This is a genomic window from Kouleothrix sp. (assembly GCF_046328425.1).
Lineage (GTDB): Bacteria > Chloroflexota > Chloroflexia > Chloroflexales > Roseiflexaceae > Kouleothrix.
In genome coordinates, this window is record NZ_JAXLWP010000012.1 from 1 (window position 1) to 23,627 (window position 23,627).

A 23,627-nucleotide genomic window follows, 5' to 3' on the forward strand; every position below is an offset into this window, starting at 1 on the left:
CAAACCCCCACCAAGGCACCAAGGCACCAAGCGGTACGATGCGGAGAAGCACCAACACGACAGACACGATCTTGGTGTCTTCGTGTCTTGGTGGTTACTTCTCAGACAATTGCTAAGAGCGAGGGGGCACATGGGCTTGGGGCGGGGTGGCAGTGGCTAGCGGCGGGTTCGTGCCGCTATGCATCGGCGCGGCTGCTGGCGGCCAGCGCGTTGTGGCGGCCGAGCACCTTGTAGGTGTGCACCAGCTGGGCCTTGCCCTTGAGCTGGAACTCGCCCATCGCCTGCAGCTGGAAGGCATCGCCGACCAGCCGGCGCGTGGCCTCGCTGATCAGCGTGCTGTTGAGGTCGGCCTTACCCTCGAGCCGCGAGGCGGTGTTCACGGTATCGCCCATCACGGTATACTCGAGCCGCTGGCGCGTGCCGAAGAAGCCGGCGTACACCGGGCCGCTGTTGATGCCGATGCGGAACGCGAAAGCCTTGGCCGGGTCGAGCCGCTCGATCAGCCGCTGGTGTGCCGCGACCATGTCGAGCGCGGCGTTAACCGCCTGCGTGGCCGATTCCTCGGGGTCGATCGGCTTGGTGAGCTGCGGCGCGCCGAACACCGCCATGATCCCGTCGCCGATGTACTTGTCGAGCGTGCCATTGTGCCGGAAGATCACCTCGGTCATCTCGTGGAAGTACTCGTTCAGCAGATCCTGCACATCGCGCGGCGAGAGCCGCTCGGAGAGCGCGGTGAAGTCTTTCACGTCGGCGAATAGCACCGTCACGATTAGCTCCTGCGGCTCCCACAGCTGGCCGTGCTGCACGAAGTAGCTGGCCATCAGCTGGGCGACATTCGGCGACATAAAGCGCTCGAAGTTCTGGCGCAGCTGGGCCTGCTCGCGCAGCGCGTCGGTGAGCCGCGCGCGCTCGATGTGCGTGGCCGCCAGGTTCGCCACCGCCGCGAGCATGTCGCGCTGCTGCTCGTTGAACTGGTCGCGGCCGGCCGAGTCGACATAAATCAGGCCGCTAGCCGTGCCCTCGCTGATCAGCGGGGCGCAGATCGCCGAGCGGATGTTAGCGCTGATAATGCTCTGCGAGCCGGCGAAATCGAGCCGGGCGTCGCGCGTCAGCACCGCCTCGTTGGCGTCGACGGCCTTGCGCGTAATCGTCGAGCTGATCGCGAGGTCGCCCTGGCTGGCCGGGTGGATGATCATCGGCACCAGCTCGGTGCCTTTGCGCAGCAGCAGAATGCCGCGCTGGGCCGGAACCGTGCGCAGAACCTCTTCCATCACGGCGTCGAGCAGGCTGTGCAGATCGAGGATGCTGTTGAGGCGCTTGCTAATGCGGTAGAACTCGCGCAGGTCGATCGCCATATCGGGCAGCTCGCCCGATTTTATCTCGCGCGCTTCCGAGGCCAGCGGGAAGTACTGGTTATCGTCGAACACCACGCTCTGGGCGGCACGGTCCTCGTAGCGGATCTCGAACGGCCCGATCTGCAGCATGTCGCCGTCTTGCAGCTGCTCTTCTTTCACCCGCAGCCGGTTCACCGATATGCCATTGCGGCTGCCCAGGTCGATCGCCCAGGCCTCGCGCCCGCGCAGCGACACGTGCGCGTGGTGCCGCGAGACGATCACGTTGTTCAGCACAATGTCGTTGTCGAGCGCGCGGCCGATCTGGATGCCGCGTTCGGTGAGCGGGTAGTTGCGTTTTTCGCCGTTGATGGCGACGGACAGGCGAGCCATGCGCCGCTCCTTGGACGATATGCGTGGGCCATTGGTGTGCTGCGGGTCTGATTCAGTATAGCAGACGCGCTAGGCCGCGGCAAGCTACGCCCGCCGGCGGCGATACTATCGCCAAGAGCAGAGATAGCGATCCGGCGTGCGGATCCGGGCGTATCACGATGGCCGAGCGCTCTCGCTCCGCGCGCGCTATTGTGCGCCGCGCAGCCTGCGCGAGTCAACCGTATGTCAACGCTGAGTCAACGCCGGCCAGTATTGTGGCCCTAGTGCAGAAACATGTAGCGAAACAGGAGAAACACCAATGAAGACCAAGATCATGCGCGCAATTGCGGCGGCCCTGGTGATTGGCGGTTTGCTGCTGGCCGGCACCGCGCCGTACGGCCCTCCTGGAGTGCGCGGCTCGGCGCTGACGCTGAGCGGCAAGTAGCATATGGCCGTGCTGCTGCTGTACCTGGGCTGCGCGCTGGCGGGCGCGGTGCTGGCCGCCTGGCGCCCGCCGCGGATGCCGCGCTATAACCTGCTGCTGGCGATCGCCGCGGTGCCGCAGCTTGGCACGCTGCTCGACGTGCGCATTCCTGGCATGTTCTGGGTATCGGTGGCCGCCGTGCTGCTCTGGTGCTGGTCGAACCGCGCGATTGCCGGCGTGCCGGCCGCGGCGATCGGCGTGGCGATGAACCTGCTGGTGATGGCGCTGCACGGCGGGGCGATGCCGATACACAGCGCCACGCTGGCGCGGATCGGCATCGACGCCGCGCCAGGCATGCTGCTGAGCGGCTCGAAGGATGTGGTGGTGCAGACAGCGCTGCTGGGCCTGCTGGCCGACTGGATGGTGCTGCCGGCCGGCGCCGCGACGTTTGTGCTCAGCCCCGGCGATATTGTTGTGGCGATCGGCGTACTCTGGTGGCTGCTGTTCAGCCGCCATGAAAGGGTTAAATCGATGCTCAGCTTTCGTGCCGCCGCGCCAGAAGCGCGCGCGCGGCTCATCCCAGGGCAGAGCGCGCGGCCTGCCCTGACGCGCCTGGCGCTGCTGGCCGCCGCGAACCCATCGGTGGCCGAGTGCCTGCTGCGCGACCCGCTCGACGCCGAGGTGCTGCACCCGCACTATGCCTTCGCGCTTGACGCGCGCGACCGCGCCACGCTGGCCGATATCCGCGCGCGCGCCAGCACGGTCGGCGAGTTCCTGGCCGATCTGGCCGACGTGGTCGACGGCGCCGCCTGAAGCCGCGCAGCCCGCGCCGACCGGCGGCTGCGTTGGCTGTTACGATCGGAACTCTATGACAACCAGCTCGCACACACATACGTCCCGTGCTTTGGCCGATGTGGTTTCCTTGCTGAATGCGCTCGCCGAGGCGCCCGACAGCCGGGCGTTTTTCGCCGTGCTCTGCCGCGCGCTGCCGCGCCGGCTGCCCGCAACGCGCGTCGATCTGCTGGTGCGCGACTGGGCCGACGGCATGTGCCTGCCGCTGGCGGGCGACGCCGATGCGCCGGACGCGCCGGCCGACGCCGGCCAGGACGCGAATGTGTTTGCCGAGTGGCTGGCCGGCAGCGGCTATGCCTCGGTGGCCATGCAGCCGCTGAACGCGGCCGGGCAGCACCTGGGCTGGCTGGTGCTGGCGCGCCGCACGGCGGCGCTTGGCGCCGATGCGCTGGCGCTGGCCGGGCAGATCGCGCCGCTGGTGGCGCTGCGGCTGCTGCACGACCGATCTCGCGACGAGGTTGCCGCGCGCGACGATGCGATCGCCGCGCTTGAGCGCCAGCTGCGCTCGCACGAGGAGCTGCGGCTGCGCGCCACCATGGCGATCGGCACCGCCCACGATATCGGCAACCTGCTGGCGGCGGTGGTCGGGCACGCGCAGATGGTGCAGCGCGAGGCGCCCTCGGCGCTGCAGCGCGACCTGCAAACCATCCTGCGCGCCGCGCGCGACGGCAATGTGCTGCTGCGGCGGCTGATCGCGCTGAAATCGGGCGTCCACGCCGTCGCGATGCAGGCGCTCTCGCTGCCGGTGCTGGCGCGCGACGCCGTCGATCTGACCAGGCCGTTCTGGGATGCGCGCCAGGATATCATGCTGCGCCTGCAGCTTCAGCCAGTGCCGCCGGTGCGCGGCTCGGCCGCCGACGCGCGCGAGGTGCTGGTGAACCTGATCCTCAACGCGATCGGCGCGATGCCCGGCGGCGGCGTGCTGATACTGCGCAGCTTCAGCGACGACACGTACGGCTACCTCGAGGTGATCGATACGGGCCAGGGCATCGCCCCCGAGCAGCAGTCGCGGATCTTTCAGACGCTTGCCAGCTCGCGCGAGGAAGGCCACGGCCTGGGCCTGAGCATCAGCCGCGCGCTTGCCGAAAGCCACGGCGGCATGCTGACGGTGCGCAGCGCGCCTGGCGAGGGCGCCACCTTTACGCTGGCGCTGCCGCTGGCGCAGCCAGGCGAGCGCACCCTCGGCGAGCCGGTGGCGGCGGCTGCGACGCGCGCCGCCTGGTAGCCACCGCGCAATACCGGCGCTTTCGCCTCTCTCCCGCGCGCGGGAGAGAGTTTTTTTGTGCGCGGCTCCGGCGAGCCGCAGGGCATTTGCACGCGCGAAAAACCCTTGCTATTATGTACCCGGTTCCGCCCCGGCCACAATGGAGGTTCCATGCCCAAGATCGGACGAAACGACCCCTGCCCGTGCGGCAGCGGCAAAAAGTACAAGCACTGCCACCTGCCGATCGAAGAGGCTGCCCAGGCCGAGCAGCTGCGCCTGCGCCGCGCCGTCGATACGCTGGTGCCAAAGATCGCGGCGGCGGCTGAAGAGCAGACCGAGGCTATTCCTGCGGCGTACCAGCGCTTCTGGGACGGCAAGTATACGCTCGAGCAGATGGCCGAGCTGGATGACCTTGAGGGCCGCGGGGCCGAGCGCTTCCTGACATGGTTCGCGTTCGATTACCAGCTGGAGGGTGGCGCGACGCTGGTCGAGCGACTGGCGGCCGAACCCGAGCTGGGCGACTTCACGCCCGAAGAGCGCGCGCTGCTGGCCGAGTGGTCGGCAGTGCGGCTGCGGCCGTTTGTCGCCCAGGCCATCCACAAGGGCCGCGGCATCTCGGCGGCCGATCTGATCGACGGCACGCCGTTCGAGATCGTCGACCACGCCGCGTCGCTGCGCGTCGAGCAGGACGAGGTGGTGGTGGCCCACCTGCTGCCGGCCGGCAGCGGCTACTTCTTTGGCGGGGCGGCCGCGCACCTCACCGAAGACACGCGCTCGAAGCTGCGCGAGTTTATCGGCCTGCATCTCGAAGCCTTGCAGCGCGATCAGCCCGACGCCGAGTGGCGCGATCTGCTGCTCGCGCGCTCCGAGGTGCTGAACCACTTCGTGATGCAGCTGCCCGTCGAGGCGCCCAACCCTACGCTGCTCGAGAACATTATTATGCAGACGCGCGCGTCGCTGAAGCTGGCCGGCGAGTCGCTCGGCATCGGCCGAGGGCACGACGAACCGCCAGAAGAACACGAGTGATACCAATTTCGGCCGATGGCGTGCGTTCAGCCATCCTGGGCGAAGGCTGAAGCCAACCGCTGCTTTGCTGCCGCTCGGCATGGCAGCTCGCGTAAGCACCTACCCGAATAACGGATGTGCAGGCTGGCCCGCTGCTCAGTGGGCCAGCGCCAGCGCGTTCAGCAGGTATTCGCCCTGGTACACCAGCTGGTAGCGCCCCTGGTTGCCGTCGAACAGCGTTAGCTCGGCCACGTGGATCGGGCTTTCGCGGGCGTACACAAAATCCTGGTGCCAGATATGCCGCGGATCGTCGAAGGCATCCGGCCCGACGACGCCCCCCAAGTGCTCGCTGCGCCCCAGCGCGATATGCGGGCCGGCCTTTTCATCCTCGAGCACATTGCCCCACACGCGCGCGAGCGGGTTGCAGCCAAGCCCAAGCTCGGCCACATTGCGGCGCGCGCCGTCGAGCGTCAGAAAGTTGCGCAGATCGGCGGCGGCCTCGGTGCGCCCGAGGATCTCGACAATGCGGTTCTGGGCGACTTCGAGCCGAACAATGTCGTTGCGCCAGAACACCGGCAGCACGCCGCGCGTCTGGCTGGGGATGCCCTCGCGCTCGCCCTCGTAGGGGGCGATGTATGCCTCGCCGCTTGGCAAGTTCACGATCCGCGCACTGGCCTTATTCGGCCGCAGCTGGCCGTCGTCGACGCGCGGGCTGCGGAAGCGCAGGTCGAGCAGCAGCGTGTCGCCGTTCGAGAACTTGATCCGCGCGTACTGCGCGCCCTCGAGGTGCTGCCGCAGCGCCGCGCACGAGCGCGCGATCTCGCTGTAGTCGGCCGCTAGCGCGGTTTCTTCCATCGACGGCGCGATCAGGGGCATGGAGGCCACGCGCAGCCGTGGCAGGCGCTCCGTCCAGGCCACTAGCGGCGCCGAGGCCGAAAATTGCGTCAGCGCCAGCACCAGCGTGGCCTGCTCGGCCAGCTGATCGAGCGCGACAGCCTGGCCGTCGATGCTGGCTTCGGCCGGCAGCTGGCGGTTGTGTGCGCCGGTGGCGAGGTAGCTTGCCAGCGGCAGCACCTCGAAATGCCGTTGGGTGCCGAAATCTCGTAGCGCCGCATGCCACCTACGCGCCATCTCGCGTCGCTGGGCCCATTCTGGTGTGTCGAAGAGTTGATCGTGCGGTAGATCGATCAGTACCAGTGCGGTTTCGCCCGGTTGTGGGTCAAAGACGTCGGCGAAGAGCTTGCGCAAGTTAATCATGATCCATCCTCACAGGCCGTCGACGAGACAGTTTTCAAACGCCAGGAATCCAGGAAAAACAAGACACACCAGAGCAAGTTGCCCTGGTGTTTCAGCATGGACATCCCTCGGCGATACGAGCTAGTATAGTGCCTCATGCATGCGCCGTCAATGCGGACATTATTCATAGGCGCGGATGCAAAGGTTACAGTTTTTTCAGTTTTTGAAATGTCAGCGCGCCTCCGCTGGCAGCTTGGGGCAGGCCCGGCGACGTGCGCTCGCGCCTAGGGCGCACGCAAGGCGCGGGTGAGGCGTTATCGGCGCGGCGCATTGCGCCCGGCAAAACTACGATGCCCGAAACTGCCGGGCCACGAAAGTTTAAATGTCGAAAGACTTTCTTAACCGGCCGGAAAAGTTCATACCTTTCTCATATTCATTTACGACCATGTAACCAGCCAGTAATCAAAAGCGATTGCCCGGCATTCTGCTGGCGAGTACACTACATTTGGCAGAACACACTAGTCTCGATAGCAATAGTGCTGCGCCCGCAGTACAGCACTGGCCAGAACCGGAGTTTGTATGGTTGTGTCGCAACGCCGCATCTTCGCGCCGCGCCTGAGCTTTAAGATCACGCTGCCGTATGTGGCGCTGGCCATGGTGCTTGCCCTTGCGACGATCTACATCGTCGCGCGCGGCCAGGCGGATAAGGTGACGACCGAGTTTAGCCGCCAGCTGGCCGACGCGCGCGTGCGCGTGAGCGATAGCGTCGTGCAGACCGAGCGCGAGCAGATCGATAATGTGCGCACGCTGGCCCGCCTGAGCGGCCTGCCGCAGGCGCTGCGCAGCGGCGACACCCAGGCGTTGAAAGATTTGCTCTCGCCATTCGCGGTGAGCCAGCGGATCGAGCGGATTGTGCTGGTGAACGCCGCCGGCGAGCCGCTGGTGGGGATCATCAACCAGGGGCAGAATGTGCAGCCGCTGCCGCTCGACCCGAAGCTCGCCAGCCGGCCGGGCGTGGCGGCGGTGCTGCGGGGCGCGAGCGACACCAAAGGCGATAAGTATATCGACCTTGCGAACGACCCGGACGCCACCGTGCTGTATACGGTTGCGCCGGTGTACGATGGCGATGCGCTCGCCGGCGCGCTGCTGATTGGCTCAAGCGCGGGCGCGCTGGTCGAGCGCTGGCGCGGCGCGACGCTGGCCGACGTGACGCTGTACGGCACCGACGGCGCGCCGCTGGCTACGTCGCTCGGCTCGCAGCTGCCCAGAGGGCTGGACGAAAGCATCCGCGACGGGCGGCCGCAGTACCGTACGGTGGCGCTTGGCAGCCGCGATTACGGCGAGGTTGTGTCGCCGCTGCTGCTGCGCGGCGAGCTGCAGCCGCAGTTCATCGGCGTGGCGATCTCGACCGCCGGGCAGGCCGATCTGTTCGAGCAATCGCAGCTCAGCCTGCTGCCGATCTTCGGCCTGGGCCTGGTGGCGACGTTCCTGCTGGGCATTCTCCTGTCGCAGCGGATCACGCGCCCGATCACCGCGCTGGTTCACGCCGCCGAGGGCGTCGCCTCGGGCGATCTGAACCACGTGCTGCCGGTGACGACCACCGACGAGATCGGCGCGCTGACGACATCGTTCAACACCATGATCGATGGCCTGCGCGAGCGCGAACGCATGCACGACGTGTTTGGCCGCTTCGTGAGCCCGACGATCGCGCGCCTGGTGCTGAGCCAGCCGCTCGACCTGCGCGGCGAGACCAAAGAGCTGACCATTCTGTTCACCGATCTGCGCGATTTTACGGCGATGTCCGAGCAAGAAGACCCGGCGGTTGTCATTCGCGGCCTGAACGACTACTTTCAGATTGTCGTTGAGGCGGCCGACCGGTTTGGCGGCATTGTGAATAAATTCGGCGGCGACTCGACGCTGGTGCTGTTTGGCCTGGCCGATATTCAGACTGCTCAATCGAGCGCCGAGGCGGCTGTGCGCGCCGGGCTGGCCATCCGCGACGGCCTGCGCGAGCTCAACGCGCGCCGGCGCGACGAGCACCTGCCGCCGCTGATTGCCGGCATTGGCATCAACACTGGCGCGGTGATGGCCGGCCTGATCGGCACCCAGCGGCGCATGGAGTACACCGCCATTGGCGACGCGGTGAATTTGAGCGCGCGCATCCAAACGCTCAATCGCAGGCTCGGCACCGATATCCTGCTGAGCGAGGCCACGTATCTCGCGCTTGGCCAGGCCGAGTGGCTGCGCGTGGCCGATCAGGGTCTGCGGCGCTTTAAGGGCAAAAGCGTGCGCGTGCGGGTCTACTCGATCGAGAGCGATGTCGCGCAGGCGACCGAGGCGCCGGCCGAGACGCCAGCCGCCGACGCTGCCGCCGAGCCCGAGCCCTGGTTCGCCGAGCGCAGCCGGGCGCTTGGGGAGGTTCCCGATGCGGCGTGAATCAATGTGGATCAGCCCGCTGGTGTGGCTCGCTATGCTCGGCCTGGCGTTCGTGTGTGGCCTGGTGGTGATGAGCCAGGCGTTCGAGACGCACGTGTTTCTGCTCGACGACCGGGCGCTGCGCGTGAGCGCCGACTATGGCGCCGACCCGCGGATCGTGCAGGAGGCGCAGATCCCGCCGGTCGATAGCGCGGTGATCAGCGACACCGTGCGCGACCTGATTGCCGAGCAGGCCCAGGCGCCCCTGCTGAGCATGTTCCTCTCGACGCCAACCGTTGTGGCGTCGCCGAGCCCGGGCCGCACGCCAACTACAATGCTGGCACACCAGCCCAGCGTTACGCCCGTGGCTGCTCCGGTGACGGCAGTGGCAGCTTCGCCAACCAACACCGATCTGGGGCCGGGCCAGCTGCCCGCCGCCACGGCGACGCGCTCGGTTAATCGGCCGACGCGCACGCCGTTGCCAACCAGCACGCCGCTGCCGACGCGCACACCGCGCCCAACCAGTACGGCAACCCCGCGCCCGAGCGCGACGCCGACCGATGTGCCGACGGCGACGCCGACCGATGTGCCGACGGCGACGCCGACCGATGTGCCGACGGCGACGCCGACCGATGTGCCGACGGCGACGCCGACCGATGTGCCGACGGCGACGCCGACCGATGTGCCGACGGCGACGCCGACCGATGTGCCGACGGCGACGCCGACCGATGTGCCGACGGCGACGCCGACCGATGTGCCGACGCCGATACCAACCGACGCGCCGACGCCGATACAGGAAGCGCCGACAGCCGTGGCCTCGCCTCAGCAAGGGCCGACGCCCGCCGCGCCGCCAGAAGCGGGCGGGTAGCGCCACACGCGGGCCGATATAGCAGATCCATGCGGGAGGTTTGGGGGCATAGTACTCCAAACCTCTTTTCTTTTTGGCCAGTCGCGGCTGGTATTACGCCTGGGGGATACTACCAAATCCGGCTGATCACGTGCGCTATAGTGGAGGTTCGGGGCGGCAATGCCGCCCGAGATTTCGTTTTGTGATGCCCCGCCCAGCGAAGCTGGGCGCATCACAAAACGAAAGCGATCACACGAGCTGGTATAATGGCGAGCATCGTAGAAGGCAGGTAACGAGTGCAAGAGCAGCGCACACATGGCGACGCCATTGGCCTTGCCGAGCTTATGGCGGCGCTCTCGGTGGCGACCGACCTAGCCATGGGGCAGCCGCTCGAATATGCGCTGCACGCATGCGTAGTGGCTATGCGGCTCGCTGATGCGCTAGGCATGGGCGGCGGCGAGCTTGCCGAGGTGTACTACCAGGCGCTGCTGCGCTACATCGGCTGTAACGCCGAAACGTCGATGCTTGCCGCGATCGTCGGCGACGAGCTGGCGCTGCGCGCCGACTATGTGGCGATCGACAGTGCCAACCCGGCCGAGGTGATCGGCACGATTGTGCGGTTCATCCGGCAGGCCAACGCCGGTGCGACCGCGCTGCAGATGGCCCAGGCGGTGGTGAGCGGCGTGCTGGCATCGGCCCGAACCGTAGACGATTTCCTTGGCGGGCACTGCGAGGTTGCGCGCCGGCTGGGCGAGCGGATGGGGTTTGGCGAGCGGATTACGCGCGGGCTTGGGCAGCTGTACGCCCGCTGGGATGGCAAAGGCACACCGTCGATCAAAGGGCACGAAGTGATGCCGGCTGTGCTTGTGGTGACGCTGGCGCAGGACGTGGTGACGTTTCACCGGCTCGGCGGCCTCGAGGCGGCGGTAAAAGTGGCGCGCGAGCGCCGCGGCGCGGCCTACGCCCCCTGGATGGCCGACTGTTTCTGCGCCCGCGCCGCGCAGCTGCTAGCCGGGCTCGACGATCTGGGCTGGGCCGATGTGCTGGCGCTCGACCCTGAGCCGCGCGCGCAGCTGAGCGGCGCGCAGCTGGACGCGGCCTGCCTGGCGATCGCCGACTTTGCCGACATTAAGTCGCCGTATACGCTGGGCCACTCCAGCGGCGTGGCGCAATTGGCGGCCGAGGCCGCACGGTACGGCCGCCTGACCGCGCCCGACGTGGCTACAATCTACCGCGCCGGCCTGCTGCACGACATTGGTCGCGTCGGCGTGTCGGCCGGAGTGTGGGGCAAGCCCGGCCCGCTGTCGGATCGCGAGCGCGAAAAGGTGCGGCTACATACCTACTACACCGAGCGCGTGCTGGCACGCCCAGCAGGGCTGGCGCGGCTAGGCGCGCTGGCAGCGCTACACCACGAGCGGCTGGATGGCTCGGGCTACCATCGTGGCCTGCCTGCCACGCTACTCTCTCCGTCCGCGCGCCTCCTGGCCGCCGCCGATGTATACCACGCCCTATGCGAGCCGCGCCCGCACCGCCCGGCATTCGCGCCCGAGGCTGCAGCCGCCGAGCTACGGCGTGAAGTACGCGCTGGCCGCCTCGACGGCGACGCGGTGCAGTGTGTGCTGGCGGCGGCAGGCCACGCCACCGGCTCGGCTCGGCCCGAGCGCCCGGCAGGGCTGAGCGAGCGCGAGATCGAGGTGCTACGCCTGCTGGCGCGTGGCCATACCATGCAGCAGATCGCCGAGCGCCTGGTGATCTCGAAAAAAACCGTCGACAGCCATATCCAGCACATCTACACCAAGATCGGCGTTTCGACACGCGCCGGAGCCACGCTGTTCGCTATGGAGCAGCTGCTGCTCGATGCGACCGATTAAGGGTGTGCTGGCGGCAATCCGCCCGGGTGCCTCCCAACTTGCTCTTTGCTGGTCGCAGCCAAAAAAAGAAACAAAAACACTGCGGCTGATCAGGTGATCTCCCGATGCGCCATGCGCCTGGCTCGGGTATCGTAGCGCCAGAGCATACAGCACTATGGCGAAAGGAGATAGGCTATGACACCCGAGATGATCGCGACCGACCGCGTGGCCCGCCAGGTCGCCACGCCCACCCCCGCCGACCTTACCTCGATGCCAGCCACCGTGCTCGCCGCGCTCATTGCGCGCGGCGAGGTGTCGGCCAGCGAAGCCGTGGACGCGCATATCGAGCGGATCGAGCAGGTGAACCCGCAGCTCAACGCCGTGGTGTTGAAGCGCTACGATACCGCCCGCGCCGAGGCCCGTGCCGCCGACACGCTGCGCGCCCGCGGGATGGCGCTCGGGCCATTGCACGGCCTGCCGGTGACGGTGAAAGAAACGCTCGATCTGGCGGGCTTTCCCTCGTCGTTCGGCATCGAGTCGCGCGCGGAGACCGCCGCCGAGTGCGACGAGCGCCACGTGGCGCGGCTGCGGCAGGCTGGCGCGATTGTGCTGGGCAAAACAAATATGGCCCAGATGCTCCTATTTCTCGAAAGCGACAACCCGGTGTACGGCCGCACCAACAACCCTTGGAACCCCGATCGCAGTAGCGGCGGCAGCAGCGGCGGCGAGGCCGCGATGATCGCGGCGGGTGGATCGGCGCTGGGGCTGGGCAGCGACATTGGCGGCAGCCTGCGCGTGCCGGCCACGTTCTGTGGGATCGCCAGCCTGAAGCCGACGGCCGGGCGCTGCCCAGACATGGGCCGTTTCAGCGTGCCGTTGGGCCAACAGGCTATCGTTAGCCAGGTGGGGGTGCTGGCACGCACCACGGACGATGTGGCGCTGGGCATGAAGGTGATCGATAACGGCTCCGATATTCCGCTGGGCGACCCGGCGAGCGTAGACGTGTCGCGGCTGCGCGTGGCCTACTACACCGACGACGGTCGCTTTGCGGTGGCGCCGGCGGTAGCACGGGCGGTACGTGAGGCCGCCGCGTCGCTGCGCGACCGGGGCGCACAGGTAATCGAGTGGACGCCACCAGATATTGGCGCGACGCTTGACCTGGTCTTCCAGATCTTCAGCGCCGATGGCGGGCGATACTTCAACACTGCGCTGGGCAGAACCAAGCGTGATGTGCGGGTGGCGACGCTCGCGCTGCTGGGCGGGCGCTCGCACCGTACAACTGCCACACTGAGCCGGTTGCTGGCGGCGCTTGGCCAGCGCCAGCTCGCGAGTGTGGTGCGCAACTTCGGCTACAGCGACACCGCGCACTACTGGGAGTGCGTCGAGGCGCAGCTAGCCTACCGCCAGCGCTTCGCCGACGCGCTCGACCAGGCCGAGGGCGGGCCGCTCGACGTGATCCTTAGCCCGGCCTGCGCGCTGCCAGCCTTTACCCACGGCGCTAGCCAGGATCTTGGTACGGCGGGGAGCTACACCGTTCTGTACAATGCGCTGGGGTACCCGGCCGGCGTGGTGCCTTTTACGCGTGTTCGCCTCGGCGAAGAGGTTGGCCGCGCACCCAGCCGCGATCGCGTCGAGGAAGTAGCGCGGCGCGTCGAGCAAGGCAGCGCCGGGCTGCCGGTGGGTGTGCAGGTGGCGGCGCGGCCTTGGCGCGACCACGTGGCGCTGGCGGCTATGCGCGCGATCGAGCAGGCCGCATTGGCTCGGCCCGATTTCCCAGCGACGCCTCTGGTGTGATACCAAGTTCGCTTGATTATTTACACTTTGGTGAGGGTTTGGGGGCGGCGAAGCCGCCCCCAAACCCCATTTTGGTATGCCCTGCCCGGCTTTGCCAGGCAGGGCCTACCAAAAAGAAAGCGATCAAGCGGTTGCGCGAGCAGTTTTAAAGCGCGCTGCTACTCTTGCGCGGCGGGCGGCTGGTCGCGGCGGCGGCTGAGCGCGCCCGTCAGGGTAGTGACGACGGCGACAATGATGCCGATAATCGCCAGATCCTTGACGATCTCGCCGATGCCGAACAGGCTCGGCCCGCGGTCGCGGCCGCCCGGCCCGAACTCGCCGCGGCCGAACTCGCCGTGGCCAGCGCTCGGGTTGAAGCCCGGCTGGCCGGGATTTGTGGGCCGCGCGAAGCCGCCCGCCCGCTCGGCGAAACGGTCGCGGCCGCCGCCGGCAAAGCCCGATTGCACATAGGCGAAGGTGCCGCCGACGACCACCAGCGCGGCGGCGAGGATGATCAGCGTGCGACCGATGAGTTTCATAGCTGGCCCTCTTTCGAGATCAGCGCCGCACGGTTATGCCGTGCCAGCGCGGGATGGTAATATGTGGCTGAAATGGCGATCATAGCGGCCAGCGCCAGAATGCCCGGCGCGAGGAGCGGCGCGGCCCCGGTGAGCGTCTTCAGCAGCACAGTGCTTGTGGCAGCGCTCGGCTGCACTTCGCGCACCACTTCAAGGTTACCCTCAATATGCTCGTACACGCCAAGCAGGCTGCCCGCGACAAGCAGCGCCATGACGCCGCGTAGCGCCTGGATCACTGCGCGGCTTGGCCGGCGCCAGGCCAGAACTACCACCGCAATGCCCGCCACGCATAGTACAAACGGGAAAATCTGCATCGGCTTGTCGAAGTGTTTGGCGAGCAGCAGCTCGACAATCGTGCCCGCGCAGATAAAGCCGGCCAGCCCTAATAAGAAGTTTCTCAGCCGCTGCACAATTGTTGCGTCATTCATAGCCATTCCTTTTTGCCAGGGCAGAAGGGTGTAGGGGCATCTGGAGATTGATGCACGCCAATCTCCAGATGGGAACCAAGGGCTACTGAGCTGCCAGGAACGTTTCGGCCTGGGCGGTATCAGCGCCGGGTGCCAGCTCCTTTAGCTTGGCGATAAACGCGGCGTTGTTGGCATAGGGCCGCGCCGCAATCAGGCTGTCGGCTGTTGCCGCATCGACCCCCGAAATCTGCTGCAGCGTCGCGGCGTCGGCCTCGTTGACATTGACCGGCACATACACGTACTTCTCATACTCGGCTACCTGCGCCTGGTCGACATACTTGCCGATCTCGCGGCGAAACTGCTGAATGCTGGTGTACGGCCGGTACTCCATGAACTCGCGCACCATGCGATTGCCGAAGCCAGGAATGGCGCTCAGCAGCTGGTCGGCGGTGACTTCGTTCAGGTTGAGCTTGGCTGGCGCAGCGGCGACGGGTGTGGCAGTAGCAGCGGGTGCAGTAGCAGCGGCGGCGGGTGCGGCAGTAGCAGCGGCGGCGGGTGCAGTAGCAGCGGCGGCGGGTGCGGCAGTAGCAGCGGCGGCGGGTGCGCTGGTGCTTGCCGGCGTCGTGCTTGCGCCACAGGCCGCTAGCAGCAGCGCGCCTGCGAAAGCGCAAGCGCCCAGCCAGCGATTACGGGTAACGATCTTCATGTCCTCAGGGTTCCTTTCGTTGATTTCGCCAGGCGGAGCTACCATCTACGCCGCACTAGGGAGGTTCGGAGGGGATTTGCCCCTCCGGCCCCCCTACTTCCAAGCCTATTGAGCATCGAACATATCCGCGAGTTAGATTTCTTTGCGCACCGGCTGGGCGTTCAGCTTCAGCTCAGGGCTGGCACCCACGCTCAGCTGCGGCGCGCTGCGCGCGCTGAGCGGCGCCAGGATGAAGCGCTTGGTCATATTCACGATCCACTGCCAGTGCAGCGCCACGTGCAGGCCGGTCAGCAGCAGCGACAGGTCGGCGGCCGTGCCGTGGATGCCGCGCCAGGCCCCGCTGCTCGCGACAGTAATGCCCAGCGCGGGCAGCGCGCTTTGGGAGATCATCAGGCCGGTGAAGATGATCACGGTCACGTCGATGAACAGCAGCGCGTTCAGGATGTAGTTGATCCGCGCCGACGGCTGCACCTTGCCGAAGAAGCGCTTGGTTATCTCGACGATCCACTGCCAGTGCAGCAGCAGGTGCGTGATGATCGCGGCGCCGAAGCTGATGCCGAGCCACTCGTGGATGGCCAGGCCGCTGAAGCGCGGCGCCATCGCCACCAGGAATGCGCTGAAGATGGCCATATCGACGATCAGGTTGGTCTTGTTGCGATTGGATGGCTTGCGTGGCGTTTGCATATCGTGCCTCATCTCTACTGATGTGTTGTCGCTTTCGATGTCATGATGATAGCAAGAAGATTTTCAGAGATTGTTAAGAAGCAATGTGGAGATTATTGGGATGGTTTGGTGTTTCGGCACGACGCGCGGCTTCGCCGCGCGTCGTGCCGGGAATAAAAACTCGGGGGCGGCAGTGCCGCCCCCGAGCCCCCACTGTGGCGTAGCACGGTGTCGGCAGTGCCGCCCCCGAGCCCCCACGAGCCAGCGCGAGCCGCTGGCCTAGCGGTGCAGCTTGCGGTAGGTAATGCGGTGGGGAGTATCGGCGTCTTTGCCCAGGCGGCGCCTGCGCTCGTCCTCGTAGTCGGCGAAGTTGCCGATATGCCACGTCACCTGGCTCTCGCCCTCGAACGCCAGAATGTGGGTGGCCACCCGGTCGAGAAACCAGCGGTCGTGGCTCACCACGATCGCGCAGCCGGCGAACTGCTCGATCGCCTCCTCAAGCGCGCGCAGCGTGTTCACGTCAAGGTCGTTGGTCGGCTCGTCGAGCATGATCACATTCGCGCCAAGCTTGAGCATCTTGGCCAGCAATACGCGGTTACGCTCGCCGCCCGAGAGCACGCCGACCTTTTTCTGCTGGTCGGCGCCGAGGAAGTTGAAGCTGGCGACATACGCGCGCGACTGCATCTTGCGGCTGCCGAGCGCGAGGATCTCGTTCTTCTCGGAGATCTCTTCCCACACGCTCTTCTCGGCGTCGAGCGAGTCGCGCAGCTGCTCGACATACGCCAGCTGCACGGTCTCGCCGATCGTCACGCTGCCGGCGTCGGGCGTGTCGAGCCCGGCGATCAGCTTGAGCAGCGTGCTCTTGCCGGCGCCGTTCGGGCCGATAATGCCGACAATGCTGCCGGGCGGGATCGCGAGGTCGAGGCTGTCGAGCAGCAGCTTCTCGCCGAAGGCTTTGCTGACGCCCTTCAGCTCGATCACCGTGCTGCCGAGGCGCGGCCCCGGCGGGATGTAGATCTCGAGATCCTCGCGGCGGCGCTCGGTCTCCTGGTTCAGCAGGCTCTCGTAGGCGCTAACGCGGGCCTTGCCCTTGGCCACGCGCGCCTTGGGCGACATGCGGATCCACTCAAGCTCGCGCTCGAGCGTCTTCTGGCGCTTGCTGTCGGCCTTCTCCTCGAGCGCAAGGCGCTGCTGCTTCTGCTCGAGCCACGACGAGTAATTGCCCTTCCAGGGGATGCCGTGGCCGCGATCCAGCTCGAGGATCCAGCCGGCGACATTGTCGAGGAAGTAGCGGTCGTGCGTGACGGCGATGACCGTGCCTTTGTACTGCTGCAGGTGCTTCTCGAGCCACAGCACCGACTCGGCGTCGAGGTGGTTGGTTGGCTCGTCGAGCAGCAGGATGTCGGGCTCGGTGAGCAGCAGCCGGCACAGCGCCACGCGGCGGCGCTCGCCGCCCGAGAGCACGCCGATCGGGGTGTCGCCGGGCGGGCAACGCAGCGCGTCCATGGCCACCTCGAGGCGGCCGTCGAGGTTCCAGGCGTCGACGCGGTCGAGCTGATCTTGCAGCTCGGCCTGCTCGGCGATCAGCGCGTCGAAGTCGGCGTCGGGGTCGGCGAACTTTTCGTTGATCGCCTCGTAGCGCGCCAGCAGGTCGACGATCGGCTGCACGGCCTCCTCGACCACCTGGCGCACGGTTTTGGCCGCGTCGAGCTGCGGCTCCTGCGCGAGCAGGCCGACGCTGACGCCGGGCGACATAATGACCTCGCCGAGGTAGTCTTTGTCGATACCGGCCATGATCCGCAGCAGCGTGCTTTTGCCGGCGCCGTTGAGGCCCAGCACGCCGATCTTGGCGCCGTAGTAGAACGAGAGCGAGATGTCGCGGATGATCTCGCGGTTCGGCGGGACGATGCGCTTGACGCGCACCATCGAGAAGATGATTTTTGGCTCTGTCATAAAGGTTTGGGCTGTTCTTTCTTGTTTTTTGCGCAGGCGCTATGATACCAGATCTTTGGTTGTTTGCGCGTTCCCGCTGCACTCGGGGCCTGCGCGGCGCCGTGCCCCGCGCCACCAAACGCACTCGGGGCCTGCGCCCTCAAACGCACTCGGGGCCTGCGCGGCCCCGTGCCCCGCGCCCTCAAACGCACTCGGGGCCTGCGCGGCCCCGTGCCCCGCGCCAGGAGGCCGCCGCCGGCCTCCTGGACCTCGCCGCCGGGGCTTCGCCCCTGGACCCCATAAAGAATGCCGGTTTGGTTTTAACGCCAGTGGTGCATGCCTCGTGGTATAGAATGACCTGATGGCGTGCCCTGAGGCATGTGCGAATGACGTTCGTGCCGGCACTGCTTCTTTTGCTGGAGGGGTTTTAGGGGAACCGGCCTGGTTCCCCTAATCGGGGTGCGGGGCGAAGCGCCCGCAAAACGAAAGCGAAGCGCCCGCAAGATCAAAGCGAAGCGCCCGCAAGATCAAAGCGAAGCGCCCACAAAGGGATCGGGGCGCAGCCCACTACGTAAACAGCGGCGTGGGCGCGAGCGCCTCCATTGCCGGATCGAGCTCGCTCTGCGGCCCGGGCGTCAGGCGGCGTGCGGCGTCGAGCACCTTGGGCAGCAGGTGGATGTCGCCGGGGGTGTTGAGGAAAATGCCCGGCCGGCGCAGCACCCAGTGCACCGCCGTGTCGATCGCGGCCTGCTCGCTGAACGGCTCGTACCACGTAGCGGCGCTGTGCTCGTCGCCCGGCCACGGCCCGCGCGTGCACGACTTGATCGTCTGCACTGCGACATTGCGCGCCTGGCACAGCTGCACGAGCGCCTCGAAGTCGGCGCGGTAGGTCGGGTTCTGCATCATGGCGTAGTTGTAGGGCAGCAGCACCGAGTCGAAGTCGTAGCGCTCGAGGCTGCGCTTGTGCATCCAGCCAGCCACGGTGTAGTGGCCGGTGACGCCAATGAAGCGCGCCAGGCCCTGCTCTTTCGCCTCGATGAACGCCTCGAGCGCGCCGCCCGGCCCCATGGCCTGCTCCCACTGGTCGGGCTGCACCAGGCAGTGCATCTGCCACAGGTCGACATGGTCGGTGTGCAGCAGGTCGAGCGAGCGGTGCAGGTGCTCTTTGGCCTTGGCGTAGGTGCGCTCTTCGGTCTTGGTGGCCAGGAAGAATCGGTCGCGGTAGCGCCCGGTCCACGGGCCGAGCCGGCGCTCGGACTCGCCGTAGCTGTTGGCGGTGTCGATATGGTTGACATCGGCTGCGAGCAGCAGCTCCAGCGTGTGGTCGGCCTCGGCCTGCGTCACCCGGCCGAGCGCGGCGGCGCCGAAGATGGTGCAGGTGCTGTGGTGGCCGGTGCGGCCGAAGGGTCGTCGCTCGATCATTGTGTGCTCCTGGCGGCTAGCTGGCCCGGCGCGGCCGGGCGCGGGCGAACAGGGATGCGGATACTATACCCCAAAATGACGACGCGTGCCGGGATGCGCGGGTGATTGACACCGGCGCGCCAGCGCCGTATACTGGGCCATCGGCACGCCTGAAAGAGAACGCCATGACCTCCCAGCTCTTGACGATCGAGCAGATCAACGCGCTCGATCGCGGCCAGTTTGTCGAGCGCCTGGGGTTTGTGTTCGAGCGCTCGCCGTGGGTTGCCGAGGCGACATGGTCCGCGCGCCCGTTCGCCAACCTCGACGCGCTGCACGCCGCGCTGTGCGCCAGCATGCGCGCCGCCGCGCCCGAGCGGCAGCTGGAGCTGATCCGCGCGCACCCCGACCTTGCGGGCAAGGCGGCGGTCGCCAACGAGCTGACGCGCGAGTCGACGCGCGAGCAAGCTTCGGCCGGGCTGAACCGCCTGACACCCGGCGAGTTCGCGCGCTTCAACGCGCTGAACACGGCCTACCGCGAGCAGTTCGGCTTTCCGTTCATCATCTGCGTGCGCGAGCACACCAAGGCCAGCATTCTGGCAAGCTTCGAAGAGCGCCTGGCCCACGGCCGCGAGGCCGAGATCGACACCGCGCTGGGCGAGATCGCCAAGATCGCCCGGCTGCGCCTCGCCGACGCGGTAGCCAGCTAGCGGGGGAGTATGCCCGGACGCCTGACAACTCACGTGCTCGATACCGCGCAGGGCCGCCCGGCCGCCGGCGTGGCGATCGAGCTGTGGCGGCTCGAGGCCGACGGCGCGCGCCGGCTGATCGCCTCGGCCATCACCAACGCCGACGGCCGCACCGACGCGCCGCTGCTGGCCGGCGACGGCCTGGTGGCCGGCGGCTACGAGCTGCTGTTCGACGTAGGCGCGTATTTTGCCGCGCAGGGCCTGGCGCCGGCCAGCCCGCCGTTTCTCGGCCAGGTGCCGCTGCGCTTTGGTATCGCCGACGCCGGCGCGCACTACCACGTGCCGCTGCTGGTGTCGCCGTGGGCCTACAGCACCTACCGCGGCAGCTAGACGGAGCCGCCCATGCCCGACTACGACGTGATCATCCGCAATGGCACGCTGGTGATGCCAAACGGCGAGCTGCGCGCCGACCTCGCCGCCGCCGACGGGCAGATCGCCGCGATCGCGCCCGAGCTTGCCGGCGGCGCGCGCGAGACGATCGACGCTGCCGGCCTGCATGTGCTGCCTGGGGTGATCGACGCGCATGTGCACTTCAACGAGCCTGGCCGCGCCGAGTGGGAGGGCATCGCTAGCGGCACGCGCGCGCTTGTGGCCGGCGGCACCACGGCATTCTTCGACATGCCGCTGAACGCCCACCCGCCCACGCTCGACGCCGCGAGCTTCGATCTCAAGCTCGCGGCGATGCGCGCCTCGGCGCTGGCCGACTTCGCGCTGTGGGGCGGCCTGACGCCCGATAACCTCGACACGCTCGGCGAGCTGGCCGAGCGCGGCGTGATCGGCTTCAAGGCGTTCATGTCGAACAGCGGGATCGACGACTTCCACGCCGCCGACGACCTGACGCTCTACGAGGGCATGCGACGCGCCGCGCGGCTTGGCCGGATTGTGGCAGTGCACGCCGAGAGCGATGCGCTCACCGCCGCGCTGGCGCGGCGCGCGCTGGCCGAGGGCCGCGTGGGCGTGCGCGACTACCTCGCGTCGCGGCCGGTGGTGGCCGAGCTTGAGGCGATCGGCCGGGCGATCCTGTACGCGGGCGAGACCGGCTGCGCGCTGCATATTGTGCACGTCAGCAGCGGGCGCGGCGTGGCGCTGGTGGCCGAAGCGCGCGCTCGCGGCGTCGACGTGAGCTGCGAGACATGCGCGCACTACCTGGCGCTCACCGACGAAGACGCCGAGCGCATCGGGGCGCTGGCCAAGTGCGCCCCGCCGCTGCGCGGCCGCGACGAGCAGGCGGCGCTGTGGCAGCAGCTGCTCGACGGCACGCTGCCCATGGTTACCTCCGACCACTCGCCGGCCCCCGCCAGCATGAAAACCGGCGACGACTTCTTCAAGATCTGGGGCGGCATCTCGGGCTGCCAGTCGCTGCTGGCGGTGCTGCTGACCGAAGGCCACGCCCGGCGGCGCCTGCCGCTTGCCACGGTGGCCGCGAGCACGGCAGGCTACGTGGCGCAGCGCTTTGGGCTGGCCCCGCGCAAGGGCCGCATCGCCGAGGGCGCCGACGCCGACCTGGCGCTCGTCGACATGCGCCAGCGCTACCGTCTCGACGCCGCCGACCTGCAGTACCGCCACCGCCACAGCCCGTACGTCGGGCGCGAGTTCCACGGCCGTGTCGTGCGCACGCTGCTGCGCGGCGCGACGATCTTTCGCGATGGCAGGGCCGTGGCCGCCAAGCCCGCCGGCCAGCTGCTCACACCATAGCGGCTCGTATCTTGCAGCTGTTGTTTGTTTGAAGAAGCCCTCTGAAAGCTGTAAGATACACGATATTCACTCCCCGTTGCTAGATCACAACTGCCTCCACGTACCGCTCTGGTATCGTGATGATGGTGTTAGAAGGATTGAGTCAGCGTCGATTCAGACACTTGTAACTTGCCTGCAGAGTGCGCCGCATACAATAACGTCATGCCCGAAACAAACGCAGGCTAATCGTCATAATGGAGGTAGCAATGGAATTCCCAGCCTATGTCAAGCATGCCCAGCTACGTGCGTGGGTGGAAGAGATGGCGGCGCTGTGTAAGCCCGACGACGTGCACTGGTGTGATGGCTCGCAGGAAGAGTACAACGACCTGTGCAACCAGATGGTCGAGGCCGGCACATTTCTGCGGCTGAACCCGGCCAAGCGGCCGAATAGCTTCCTGGCCCGCTCGGATCCCAGCGATGTGGCGCGCGTCGAGGATCGCACGTTTATCTGCAGCTTGAGCAAGACTGACGCCGGGCCGACCAACAACTGGATGGCGCCGCGCGAGATGAAAGACAAGCTCACCAACCTCTTCGACGGCAGCATGCGCGGCCGCACCATGTATGTCATACCCTTCAGCATGGGCCCGCTGGGCTCGAACATCGCGCACATCGGCGTCGAGCTGAGCGACTCGCCGTACGTGGCCGTGAGCATGAAGATCATGACGCGCATGGGCCGGGCGGTGTACGACGTGCTGGGCGACGAGGGCGAGTTCATCCCCTGCCTGCACTCGGTGGGCGCGCCGCTGGCGCCCGGCCAGAAAGACGTGGCCTGGCCGTGCAACCGCGACGAGAAGTACATCGTGCACTTCCCCGAAGAGCGCTCGATCTGGAGCTACGGCTCGGGCTACGGCGGCAACGCGCTGCTGGGCAAGAAATGCTTCGCGCTGCGCATCGCCTCGGTGCTGGCGCGCGACGAGGGCTGGCTGGCCGAGCACATGCTGATCCTCGGCGTCGAGTCGCCCAAGGGCGAGAAGACCTACGTCGGGGCGGCGTTCCCGAGCGCCTGCGGCAAGACGAACTTCGCCATGCTCATCCCGCCGAAGTCGTTCGACGGCTGGAAGATCACCACCGTCGGCGACGATATCGCCTGGATCAAGCCCGGCGCCGACGGCAAGCTGTACGCGATCAACCCCGAGAACGGCTTCTTTGGCGTGGCCCCCGGCACCTCCGAGAAGTCGAACCCGAACGCGATGGCGTCGATCACCAAGAACACGATCTTCACCAACGTGGCGCTCACCGACGACGGCGATGTCTGGTGGGAGGGCATGACCAAAGAAAAGCCGGCGCACCTGATCGACTGGAAGGGCAAGGACTGGACGCCCGAGAGCACCACACCGGCCGCGCACGCCAACGCGCGCTTCACCGCGCCGATCAGCCAGTGCCCGGTGATCGACGCCGCCGCCGACGACCCGAAGGGTGTGAAGATCTCGGCGTTTATTTTCGGCGGGCGGCGCAGCAATGTGGTGCCGCTGGTGTACCAGTCGTTCAACTGGACGTTTGGCGTGTACGCCGCCGCGACCATGGGCTCGGAGATGACCGCGGCTGCTGCGGGCAAGCTGGGCGAAGTGCGGCGCGACCCGTTCGCGATGCTGCCGTTCTGCGGCTACCACATGGCCGACTACTTCAACCACTGGCTGAACTTCGGCCGGCAGATCAACAACCCGCCGAGGATTTTCAACGTCAACTGGTTCCGCCGCGATGCCGACGGCAATTTCCTGTGGCCGGGCTTTGGCGAGAACATGCGCATTCTGAAGTGGATCGTCGAGCGCGCGCGCGGCCGGGCGGTCAGCATCGAGAGCCCGCTTGGCTGGGTGCCGCGCTACGAGGATATCGACTGGACCGGGCTGGAGGGCTTCAGCAAAGAGCAATTCGACGCGCTGATGTCGGTCGACCGCGACGTGTGGCAGCAGGAGCTGCTCTCGCACGACGAGCTGTTCGGCCGGCTGTACGATAAGCTGCCGAAGGAGTTTATCTTCATGCGCGAGCTGATCCTTTCGAGCCTGTGGCGCGCCCCCGAGCACTGGGAGCTGGCGCCCGAGTAGCCCATAGCGCGCTTGCGCGCGGCGCGGCGGTGGCCCACTGGGCCGCCGCCGCGCTTTTTTATGCCCAACTGGCAGTATTTGGCACCTTTTTTCATTGCCATGGCAGCTG

Annotated in this window: 20 protein-coding genes; 12 read left to right on the forward strand and 8 right to left on the reverse strand. The window is 67.1% G+C overall.

All coding sequences use genetic code 11. The features are described from left to right. Window positions 1-176: 176 nt before the first annotated feature. Window positions 177-1,724 carry an adenylate/guanylate cyclase domain-containing protein gene (locus U0177_RS12460; RefSeq protein WP_409570960.1) on the reverse strand — a complete coding sequence of 516 codons (1,548 nt, stop codon included), beginning with the start codon at window positions 1,722-1,724 and terminating at the stop codon, window positions 177-179. A gap of 298 nt (window positions 1,725-2,022) precedes the next feature. On the opposite strand from U0177_RS12460, the gene U0177_RS12465 reads away from it, so the two are divergent. The 4 genes from U0177_RS12465 to U0177_RS12480 all read left to right on the forward strand — a co-directional run bounded on the left by U0177_RS12465 (window position 2,023) and on the right by U0177_RS12480 (window position 5,209). Continuing rightward, window positions 2,023-2,148 (forward strand): hypothetical protein, encoded by a 126-nt coding sequence (locus U0177_RS12465; protein ID WP_409570961.1) that lies wholly within the window; start codon window positions 2,023-2,025, stop codon window positions 2,146-2,148. 3 nt (window positions 2,149-2,151) lie between these two features. Next, complete coding sequence (locus U0177_RS12470; RefSeq protein ID WP_409570962.1) at window positions 2,152-2,940, forward strand: DUF5317 family protein; 789 nt, start codon at window positions 2,152-2,154, stop codon at window positions 2,938-2,940. 109 nt (window positions 2,941-3,049) lie between these two features. Continuing rightward, window positions 3,050-4,204 (forward strand): ATP-binding protein, encoded by a 1,155-nt coding sequence (locus U0177_RS12475; RefSeq protein ID WP_409570963.1) that lies wholly within the window; start codon window positions 3,050-3,052, stop codon window positions 4,202-4,204. Between the two features lie 150 nt (window positions 4,205-4,354). Then, on the forward strand, window positions 4,355-5,209 hold the full coding sequence (locus U0177_RS12480; protein ID WP_409570964.1) for a YecA family protein: 855 nt from the start codon (window positions 4,355-4,357) through the stop codon (window positions 5,207-5,209). 135 nt (window positions 5,210-5,344) lie between these two features. Here U0177_RS12480 and U0177_RS12485 read toward each other — a convergent pair whose 3' ends face one another. Continuing rightward, on the reverse strand, window positions 5,345-6,445 hold the full coding sequence (locus tag U0177_RS12485; protein ID WP_409570965.1) for an aminopeptidase: 1,101 nt from the start codon (window positions 6,443-6,445) through the stop codon (window positions 5,345-5,347). Between the two features lie 558 nt (window positions 6,446-7,003). Here U0177_RS12485 and U0177_RS12490 point away from each other — a divergent pair. From U0177_RS12490 to U0177_RS12505, 4 genes are all read left to right on the forward strand, one after another. Next, window positions 7,004-8,860 carry an adenylate/guanylate cyclase domain-containing protein gene (locus U0177_RS12490; protein WP_409570966.1) on the forward strand — a complete coding sequence of 619 codons (1,857 nt, stop codon included), beginning with the start codon at window positions 7,004-7,006 and terminating at the stop codon, window positions 8,858-8,860. Continuing rightward, window positions 8,850-9,707, forward strand: coding sequence for a hypothetical protein (locus tag U0177_RS12495; protein ID WP_409570967.1), 858 nt, complete (start codon window positions 8,850-8,852; stop codon window positions 9,705-9,707). The genes U0177_RS12490 and U0177_RS12495 overlap by 11 nt, the downstream gene beginning before the upstream one ends. A 275-nt stretch (window positions 9,708-9,982) precedes the next feature. Beyond that, on the forward strand, window positions 9,983-11,557 hold the full coding sequence (locus U0177_RS12500) for an HD domain-containing phosphohydrolase (protein WP_409570968.1): 1,575 nt from the start codon (window positions 9,983-9,985) through the stop codon (window positions 11,555-11,557). Between the two features lie 174 nt (window positions 11,558-11,731). After that, complete coding sequence (locus tag U0177_RS12505) at window positions 11,732-13,330, forward strand: amidase family protein (RefSeq protein ID WP_409570969.1); 1,599 nt, start codon at window positions 11,732-11,734, stop codon at window positions 13,328-13,330. Window positions 13,331-13,488: 158 nt separating this feature from the next. On the opposite strand, the gene U0177_RS12510 is transcribed toward U0177_RS12505, so the two are convergent. From U0177_RS12510 to U0177_RS12535, 6 genes are all read right to left on the reverse strand, one after another. Further along, window positions 13,489-13,848: a hypothetical protein gene (locus U0177_RS12510; protein ID WP_409570970.1), complete on the reverse strand. Its 360-nt coding sequence runs from the start codon at window positions 13,846-13,848 to the stop codon at window positions 13,489-13,491. After that, window positions 13,845-14,315, reverse strand: a complete 471-nt coding sequence (locus U0177_RS12515; protein WP_409570971.1) for a hypothetical protein — start codon at window positions 14,313-14,315, stop codon at window positions 13,845-13,847. Before U0177_RS12515 ends, U0177_RS12510 begins: the two co-directional genes overlap by 4 nt. A gap of 82 nt (window positions 14,316-14,397) precedes the next feature. Further along, window positions 14,398-15,000, reverse strand: a complete 603-nt coding sequence (locus U0177_RS12520) for a hypothetical protein (protein WP_409570972.1) — start codon at window positions 14,998-15,000, stop codon at window positions 14,398-14,400. A 132-nt stretch (window positions 15,001-15,132) separates the two neighbouring features. Further along, entirely contained in the window at window positions 15,133-15,684 is a 552-nt protein-coding gene (locus U0177_RS12525) for a DUF4405 domain-containing protein (protein WP_409570973.1), read from the reverse strand. A gap of 258 nt (window positions 15,685-15,942) precedes the next feature. After that, window positions 15,943-17,616, reverse strand: a complete 1,674-nt coding sequence (ettA, locus tag U0177_RS12530; protein ID WP_409570974.1) for an energy-dependent translational throttle protein EttA — start codon at window positions 17,614-17,616, stop codon at window positions 15,943-15,945. Window positions 17,617-18,162: 546 nt separating this feature from the next. Next, window positions 18,163-19,017 carry an aldo/keto reductase gene (locus tag U0177_RS12535; RefSeq protein ID WP_409570975.1) on the reverse strand — a complete coding sequence of 285 codons (855 nt, stop codon included), beginning with the start codon at window positions 19,015-19,017 and terminating at the stop codon, window positions 18,163-18,165. A 164-nt stretch (window positions 19,018-19,181) separates the two neighbouring features. Here U0177_RS12535 and uraD point away from each other — a divergent pair, with 164 nt between their 5' ends. From uraD to U0177_RS12555, 4 genes are all read left to right on the forward strand, one after another. Next, entirely contained in the window at window positions 19,182-19,703 is a 522-nt protein-coding gene (uraD, locus tag U0177_RS12540; RefSeq protein ID WP_409570976.1) for a 2-oxo-4-hydroxy-4-carboxy-5-ureidoimidazoline decarboxylase, read from the forward strand. A gap of 9 nt (window positions 19,704-19,712) precedes the next feature. After that, on the forward strand, window positions 19,713-20,072 hold the full coding sequence (gene uraH, locus U0177_RS12545; protein ID WP_409570977.1) for a hydroxyisourate hydrolase: 360 nt from the start codon (window positions 19,713-19,715) through the stop codon (window positions 20,070-20,072). A gap of 12 nt (window positions 20,073-20,084) precedes the next feature. Beyond that, complete coding sequence (locus U0177_RS12550) at window positions 20,085-21,437, forward strand: allantoinase (RefSeq protein ID WP_409570978.1); 1,353 nt, start codon at window positions 20,085-20,087, stop codon at window positions 21,435-21,437. 245 nt (window positions 21,438-21,682) lie between these two features. Then, window positions 21,683-23,518 carry a phosphoenolpyruvate carboxykinase (GTP) gene (locus U0177_RS12555; RefSeq protein ID WP_409570979.1) on the forward strand — a complete coding sequence of 612 codons (1,836 nt, stop codon included), beginning with the start codon at window positions 21,683-21,685 and terminating at the stop codon, window positions 23,516-23,518. Window positions 23,519-23,627 lie beyond the last annotated feature (109 nt).